Here is a 7024-nt window from a genome sequence, read left to right as displayed (position 1 = left end):
CGGGCCGGGACCCCGTCCGCGCGCGGATTCCGCCGCCCGAGGGGCCCGCCGGCCACGGATTCAGCGCCGGAAGGTCCGGACGCGGGCGGGCCGGGCGTTTCGCGTCAGGACGCCTCGGCGGTGAGGTCGCGGGCGCGGGAGACGTCGCGGTGCATCTCCTCGATCAGGGCCTCGACGGAGTCGAACTTCAGGGTGTCGCGGATGCGGGCCAGGAAGTCGACGGCCATGTGCTCGCCGTAGAGGTCCAGGTCGTCCCGGTCGAGGGCGTACGCCTCGACCGTCCGCTCGGCGCCCTCGAAGGTGGGGTTGGTGCCGATGGAGATCGCGGCGGGCCAGCGGAAGCGCGGGAAGCGGTCGGTGTCGGCGACCAGCCAGCCCGCGTACACGCCGTCCTTGGGGATGGCCGAGTGCGCCGGGGTCTCCAGGTTGGCGGTCGGGAAGCCCAGCGCGCGGCCGCGCTGGTGGCCGCGCACGACGACGCCCTCGACGCGGTGCGGGCGGCCGAGCGCCCGCGCGGCCGCCTCGACGTCCCCGGCGTCCAGTTCGGCGCGGACGCGGGTGGAGGTGATGGTGTCGGTGCCTGCGTCGGAGTCGGCCACCAGCGGGATCCCTTCGGCGGTGAAGTCGTATTTGTCGCCCAGCTCGGTCAGCAGCGCGACGTCGCCGCGGGCGCGGTGCCCGAAGCGGAAGTCCGAGCCGACCATGACGTGCTCGGCGCGCAGGCCGTCCACCAGGACGCGGCGCACGAACTCGTCGGCGGGCTCGCGGGACCGCTCGGCCGTGAACGGGATCACCAGGACCGCGTCCGCGCCGAGCTCCCCGAGCAGTTCGACCCGGCGGGGCGTGGTGGTCAGCAGCGGCGGATGGCCGCCCGGCCGGACGATCTCGTCCGGGTGCGGCTCGAAGGTGACCACGACCGACCGCAGGCCGTGCTCGCGGGCGCGCTCGGCCGCGGCGCGGACGATGCGCGCGTGCCCCCGGTGCACTCCGTCGAACACGCCGATGGTCACCACCGACCGTCCCCAGTCGGCGGGGACCTCGTCGAGGCCGTGCCAGCGCCGCACCTTGCCCTCCCCTGCGTCGGATCCCGTCGTCGGCGGGCCTGCCGTACCGGACGCCTGCCACCGGCGTCCCCGCCCAAGGGTGCCATGCACGGCGGGGTGCGCGGTCCGCCGGGGTACGGCGTGTGGGGGCCGGGGCACGAGATCACGCCCGGTAGCGTTTCCGGCGTGAGCGTGCAGAGCCGGAGCAGTGCGCGGAACGCCCGTGGCGGAGGGGTTCCGCTGTCCGGCACGCGCCCGCGCGGCCCGGTGGTCGCCCTCCTCGCGCTGGTGCTGGCGGCCCTGCTGGCCGGGCACCGGACGGTCCCGGGCGCGGCCGGGACGCTCCTCGACACCGCCCTGCCCTGGATCGGCCTGCCGGTTCCGCTGCTCGTCGCGGTCGCGGCCTACCGGCGGGCCTGGACGGGCCTGGTGGTCGCGCTGGTCCCGGCGGTCGTGTGGGCGGCCCTGTTCGGCGTCGCGTTCCTGCCCGGGACGGCGGCCTCCCGCCACGACCTGCGCGTGGTCAGCCAGAACCTGTACGCCGACAACGGGGAGGCGCAGGCCACCGTCGAGCGGCTGATCGGCACGGGGGCCGACCTGGTCGCGATCCAGGAGTTCCGCGACGGCGCGTACACCCGCCGTCTGGACGCGGTGTACCCCTTCACCGCCCGGCGCGGCACCGTCGCCCTGTGGGGCAAGTTCCCGCTGCGCGGAAGCCAGGTCGTCGATCTCGGGCTGGGCTGGCCGCGCGCGCTGCGGGTGCGGGCCGAGACCCCGCGCGGCGAGATCTCGGTCTACGTGGCCCACGCCGGGTCGGCCCGTCCGGGCGCGACGCACAAGCGGGACGTCAGCGTGGACCGGCTCGCCGCCGCCGTCCGGGCGGACGGGTCGAAGCGGCTCCTGGTCCTCGGCGACCTCAACACCGCGACCACCGACCGCGAGCTCGGCCGCCTGGTGCCGATGCTCAGCGAGGCCCAGCTCACGGCCGGGACCGGGCTCGGCTTCACCTGGCCGGCGTCGTTCCCGGTCACCCGCCCCGACCACGTCCTGTACCGGGGTGTGAAGGCCGAGGCCGCGACCACGCTGCACACGCCCGGCAGCGACCACCGGGCCGTCCAGGCGGACTTCAGCGTCGGGTCGTGACCGGACATGGGACGATGAGGACACCGATGTCCGCTTCCGTCCTGCCTGCCCGGCTCCTCTCCCGCTCCGCCCGCGCGGTGGTCTTCGCGACGGTCTGCCTGACGCTGACCGTCGCCGGTCACGCGTACTCGGCGGGCGCCGCCGTGCCCGCGACCGGGATCGCCCTCGGGTTCCCGCTGGTCGCCGGGGTCGCGGCCCTGCTCGCCGGAACGGAACGGTCCTACCCGACGATCTTCGGCGGGCTGCTGGGCGCGCAGTTCGGGCTGCACGTGCTGTTCGTCCAGGTCTCGGACGGGACCGTCCACCACGGCCGTCCGCACACCGGCCACGCGCACGGCGACGCGGTCATGACGCTCGCCCACACCCTCGCCGCGCTGGTCGCGGCGTGGTGGCTGCGGCGCGGCGAGGCGGCGGCGTGGTCGCTGGCACGGCGGATCGCCGCCGCCGCGAACCCGCCCCGGCCGCTCCTGCCGGACGTCCGCGTGCCCGCCAGGCCGGACGCCCGTCCGGCGGCCCGCGTCCTGCCCGCGCGGACGGCTCCGCTCCGCCACGCGCTCTCGCGGCGCGGTCCACCACGGGTGCTCTCCCCCGCCTGATCGTTGTTTCGTCCCACCAGTTCACGTGGAGAGTTCTCGCATGCGCGCAATCGTTGCGCTCGGGCTGGCCGGCGTCCTGCTCGGCGCGGCCGCCTGCTCCGGCGGCAGCGGCGGATCGGACGCACCGGCGGCGGCCGAGCAGGCCGCCACCAAGGGCCCGTACAAGTCCACCCCGCTGCCCGCGTCCTACAAGATCCCGGACGTCCGGCTGACCGACCAGGACGGCCGTCCCTACGACCTCGCCGCGCAGTCCAGGGGCAAGGTCACGATGCTGTTCTTCGGCTACACGCACTGCCCCGACATCTGCCCGACCACCATGGCGGACGCGGCGGGCGCGATGAGCCTGCTGTCCCCGGCGGAGAAGGCCCGCGTCCGCGTGCTGTTCGTCACCGCCGACCCGGCGCGGGACAAGCCCGAGGTGCTGAAGGACTTCCTCGGGAAGTTCGACCCCTCGTTCGTCGGGCTCACCGGCCCGTACGCCGAGATCAAAAAGGCGGCGGCGGACGCGAAGGCACCGATCAGCCCGCCGCCCGCGGGCGCCAAGGGCAACTACGCCGTCCAGCACGGCAGCAACGTCATGGTCTACAGGCCGGATGGGTCGGGCGGGCTCATGTTCCCCTACCAGTTCGGCAGCGCCGACATGGCGCACGACCTGAAGGCGCTGCTGTCAGCCCCCGCCGCACCCCCGGCGGCGCCGGCCGCGAAGGCGGCCGAGTCGATCAAGGTCACCGGGGCGCAGGTGCGGGTGCCGTCCTCGCCGGACGTCACCGCCGGATACCTCACGATCACCAACACCGGACGCCCCGACACTCTGACCGGCGTCGACTCCCCCGCCGCCGCGAGCGTCGAGATGCACCGGATGACCATGGACGGCAACGGCATGAGGATGGAGCCGGTCACGTCCGTGCCCGTCGGCAAGGGGACCGTCCAGTTCGCCAAGGGCAGCCTGCACCTGATGCTGATGAAGCCGCGGAACCTGCGGCTCGGCCAGGACGTCCCGCTGACCCTGCACTTCGCGAACGCAGGCGACGTGGCCGTGACGGCCAAGGTCGTCCCGGTGAACGGCTAGTCCCAGCCGCGAAGTGGCCTCAGCCACGCGCGCGAACGCGTTACCTGCCCGGTGAAGCAAAGCCGAAGGCGAGCGCAACCGGGCAGATCGCGGAGCGATGCCGCGTTCGCCCAGGCACGGTCACGTAGCGAGCCGCCAGGCGAGCGAAGTGGGCCGAGCCTGCAATGAACACGGACGGCTAGGAGGCGAAGACGGCGAGGGGCTTGGCCGCGCGGCCCTGCTCCTCGACCAGCGCCAGGAGGGTCCCGTCGGGCGCGAACACCCCGACGGGGCCCGGCCCGAGGCCGGCGGCGGGCAGCCGCCCGCCGTGCGCCACCGTGCGGGCCTCGTCGGCCGACACGTCCCGGCGCGGGAAGGCCGCCGCGACCGCGTCACCGATGGGCAGGATCTCCACCTTCTCGGCGAGCTGGTCGATCGTGCGGGCCATGGTGAGGTCGTACGGGCCGACGCGGGTGCGCCGCAGGTAGGTCAGGTGGCCGCCGCAGCCGAGCGCGGCGCCGAGGTCGCGGGCCAGCGCCCGGATGTAGGTGCCGGACGAGCAGGTCACCGACGCGTCCACGTCGATCAGGTCGCCGTCGCGGCGGATGCCGGTCACCTCGAAGGCGTGCACGGTCACCGGACGCGCCTTGAGCTCGACCTCCTCGCCCTTGCGGGCCATCTTGTAGGCCCGCTCGCCGTTCACCTTGATCGCGCTGACCTGCGGCGGGACCTGGCTGATCGGTCCGGTCAGCGCCGCGATCCCCGCCATGATCATGGCGTCGGTGGCGTGCCCGGCCGGCGCGGAAGCGGTGATCTCGCCCTCCGCGTCGTCGGTGTTGGTGGTCTGCCCGAGCCGGATCGTCGCGTCGTACTGCTTCTCGGTCAGCGCCAGGTGGCCGAGCAGCCGGGTCGCCTTCTCCACCCCGACGACCAGCACCCCCGTCGCCATCGGGTCGAGCGTGCCCGCGTGCCCGACGCGGCGGGTCCCGGCGAGCCGCCGCATCTTGCCGACGACGTCGTGCGACGTCCAGTCGGCGGGCTTGTCGACGATGACGAGTCCAGAGGTGGTCACGCGATGCGCTCCGAGTCGGTGGTGAAGCGGGATTCGGTCTCCCCGGCCGCCTGCAGCGCGGCGCGGAGCCGGTCGATGATGTCGGCGGGTTCCCCCGCCGCGTTGAAGGCGGCGGCCGTGCGGTGCCCGCCGCCGCCGAGCAGCGCGCAGGCCCGGCCCACGTCCACGCCGCCCTTGGAACGGGTCGAGACGTACCAGTCGCCCGCGTCGGTCTGCTTGCAGACCACCGCGACCTCGGCCTCCTCGGTGCGGCGGAGCTGGTCGATGACCCCTTCGAGCTGCTCGTAGGTGACGCCGCAGACCGACCGGTCGCCGCGCTGGACGGTCGTCCAGACCAGGCCCTGCCCGTCGGCGGCGGAACGCTCCAGCCGGGCCCGGCCGAGCGCCTGCGACAGCACCTGGAGGTAGCCGAACGGGGCCCGGTCCCACAGCTCGCGGCTGACCTTGTCCGGCCGGACGCCCGCCTCCAGCAGGCGGCGCGCCAGATCATGGACCTGCGGGGTGGTGCACGGGTACTTGAACGACCCGGTGTCGCTGGCGAGGCCCGCGTACAGGCCCTGCGCGACGTCCTGGGTGAGCGGGACGCCGAGCCGCCGGATCAGCTCGTCGGCGAGGACGGCCGTGGCGGCGGCGTCCGGGTCGGCCAGCATCACCGTTTCGCCGGTCCGGCCGGCGGCGAAGGACCGTCCGGACGCGTGGTGGTCAAGGACGATCAGCGCCTCGGCGCGGGCGGCGGTCGCGGCGAGCGAGCCCAGCCGGTCCGGGCCCGCCGCGTCCAGCGCGATCATCAGCGCGGGGCGCGGCGGCAGCTCGCCCGGACCGGCCAGCAGCTCCATGCCGGGCAGGAAGCGCAGGCTCGCCGGGACCGTGAACGGCTCGCCGAACGAGGCCGCCACGGTCTTGCCGAGCCCCCGCAGCACCTGCGCGACCGCGAGCATCGAGCCGAGGGCGTCGCCGTCCGGCCCGATGTGACACGCGAGCACGACCTCGCCGGCCGTGTCGATCAGCTCGAGGGCGCGGTCCCAGTCGAGTCCGGCCCCGGCGTTCACGAGGAGGCTCGGGCGGCGCCGTCGCCGCCGGTGTCGTCGTCCCCGTCGCCGTCCTCGTCCGCGTCCTCCTTGTAGGGGTTCGCGTCACCGGCGTGCGTCGCGGTCGCCGCGGAGGCGGCGACCTCGGCGTCCTGCCGGCGCGCCTTGGCCAGCAGGTCGTCGATGTGGGCGGCGTTCTCCATCAGGGAGTCGAGCTTGAACGTCAGGCTGGGCGTGTGCCGCACGCCGGTCTGCCGCCCGACCTCCGACCGGATGACCCCCTTCGCGCTCTCCAGCGCGGCGGCGGTCCCGGCCCGCTCCTCCTCCGTGCCGTACACCGTGTAGAACACGGTCGCGTCGCGCAGGTCGTTGGTGATGCGGGTGTCGGTCACGGTCACGAATCCGAGCCGCGGGTCCTTGATCCGCCGCTCCAGCATCTCGGCGACGATCTGCTGGATGCGGTCGGCGAGCTTACGCGCCCGGGCTGCGTCCACCATGATCGCACTCCCTTTCCACGGCGCCCCGCGGGGCGCCTAGTCCTCGTCGTTGAAGAGCCGCCGCCTGGCCGACAGCAGCTCGATCTCGGGGCGACCGGCCACCAGCCGTTCGCACTGCTCCAGTACGTGGGCGCAGTTCTCGGCGGTCCCGGACACCGCCGCCACCCCGATCTCCGCCCGGCGGTACAGGTCGTTGCCGCCGGTCTCGGCGACCGCCACCCCCGGGAAGTGCTTGCGCACCTCGGCGATGATCGGACGGACCACCGCCCGCTTCTGCTTCAGCGACCGCACGTCCCCGAGCAGCAGATCGAGCGTCAAAGCGCCTACGTACAGGACGATCACCCCGTTTTCATAGCCTTGAACGACGGCGGCCACATCGGCTGTTCCCACGATCGCGCACCGCGAACATGGGAGGCGAAGGCGGCCGTCCGCGCAGGAGAGCGCCAGGCTAGTTGATCAGCCTGACGCTCTCACCAGCTTTTTCGTGACTTCTCCGGCCGGACGGCGGGAACCGCCGCGACCGGCGCGAGCGCACGGCCGACCGCGCGGAGCCCCGCCGGTGGCGACGGTGCGGTGGGACACCCTCGCCGGCCGCTG

The 7024-nt window shown here is 74.2% G+C and carries 8 protein-coding genes; 3 read left to right on the top strand and 5 right to left on the bottom strand.

Annotation, left to right across the window (positions count from 1 at the left end):
* Nucleotides 1–104: 104 nt before the first annotated feature.
* The gene (locus AB0J52_RS21400) at nucleotides 105–1064 is read right to left on the bottom strand and encodes a bifunctional riboflavin kinase/FAD synthetase (RefSeq protein WP_500183476.1); all 960 of its coding nucleotides are present in this window, start codon (nucleotides 1062–1064) and stop codon (nucleotides 105–107) included.
* 165 nt (nucleotides 1065–1229) lie between these two features.
* On the opposite strand from AB0J52_RS21400, the gene AB0J52_RS21395 reads away from it, so the two are divergent.
* From AB0J52_RS21395 to AB0J52_RS21385, 3 genes are read left to right on the top strand one after another with little or no spacing between them, the layout of a single operon-like run.
* Entirely contained in the window at nucleotides 1230–2186 is a 957-nt protein-coding gene (locus AB0J52_RS21395) for an endonuclease/exonuclease/phosphatase family protein (RefSeq protein WP_500183474.1), read from the top strand.
* 26 nt (nucleotides 2187–2212) lie between these two features.
* Nucleotides 2213–2782 carry a hypothetical protein gene (locus AB0J52_RS21390; protein ID WP_500183472.1) on the top strand — a complete coding sequence of 190 codons (570 nt, stop codon included), beginning with the start codon at nucleotides 2213–2215 and terminating at the stop codon, nucleotides 2780–2782.
* A gap of 40 nt (nucleotides 2783–2822) precedes the next feature.
* Complete coding sequence (locus AB0J52_RS21385; protein ID WP_500183471.1) at nucleotides 2823–3851, top strand: SCO family protein; 1029 nt, start codon at nucleotides 2823–2825, stop codon at nucleotides 3849–3851.
* Between the two features lie 178 nt (nucleotides 3852–4029).
* On the opposite strand, the gene truB is transcribed toward AB0J52_RS21385, so the two are convergent.
* Genes truB through AB0J52_RS21365 form a run of 4 tightly spaced genes read right to left on the bottom strand, consistent with a single transcriptional unit; the run spans nucleotide 4030 to nucleotide 6760 of the window.
* On the bottom strand, nucleotides 4030–4902 hold the full coding sequence (gene truB, locus AB0J52_RS21380) for a tRNA pseudouridine(55) synthase TruB (RefSeq protein ID WP_500183469.1): 873 nt from the start codon (nucleotides 4900–4902) through the stop codon (nucleotides 4030–4032).
* Nucleotides 4899–5951 carry a DHH family phosphoesterase gene (locus tag AB0J52_RS21375; protein ID WP_500183468.1) on the bottom strand — a complete coding sequence of 351 codons (1053 nt, stop codon included), beginning with the start codon at nucleotides 5949–5951 and terminating at the stop codon, nucleotides 4899–4901. Before AB0J52_RS21375 ends, truB begins: the two co-directional genes overlap by 4 nt.
* Entirely contained in the window at nucleotides 5948–6427 is a 480-nt protein-coding gene (gene rbfA, locus AB0J52_RS21370) for a 30S ribosome-binding factor RbfA (protein ID WP_500183466.1), read from the bottom strand. The genes AB0J52_RS21375 and rbfA overlap by 4 nt, the downstream gene beginning before the upstream one ends.
* A gap of 36 nt (nucleotides 6428–6463) precedes the next feature.
* The gene (locus AB0J52_RS21365; RefSeq protein WP_500183478.1) at nucleotides 6464–6760 is read right to left on the bottom strand and encodes a DUF503 domain-containing protein; all 297 of its coding nucleotides are present in this window, start codon (nucleotides 6758–6760) and stop codon (nucleotides 6464–6466) included.
* Nucleotides 6761–7024: the final 264 nt, after the last annotated feature.

This window comes from Spirillospora sp. NPDC049652, assembly GCF_040675125.1.
Lineage (GTDB): Bacteria > Actinomycetota > Actinomycetes > Streptosporangiales > Streptosporangiaceae > Spirillospora.
This window is presented reverse-complemented; position numbering and strand designations above follow the sequence as displayed.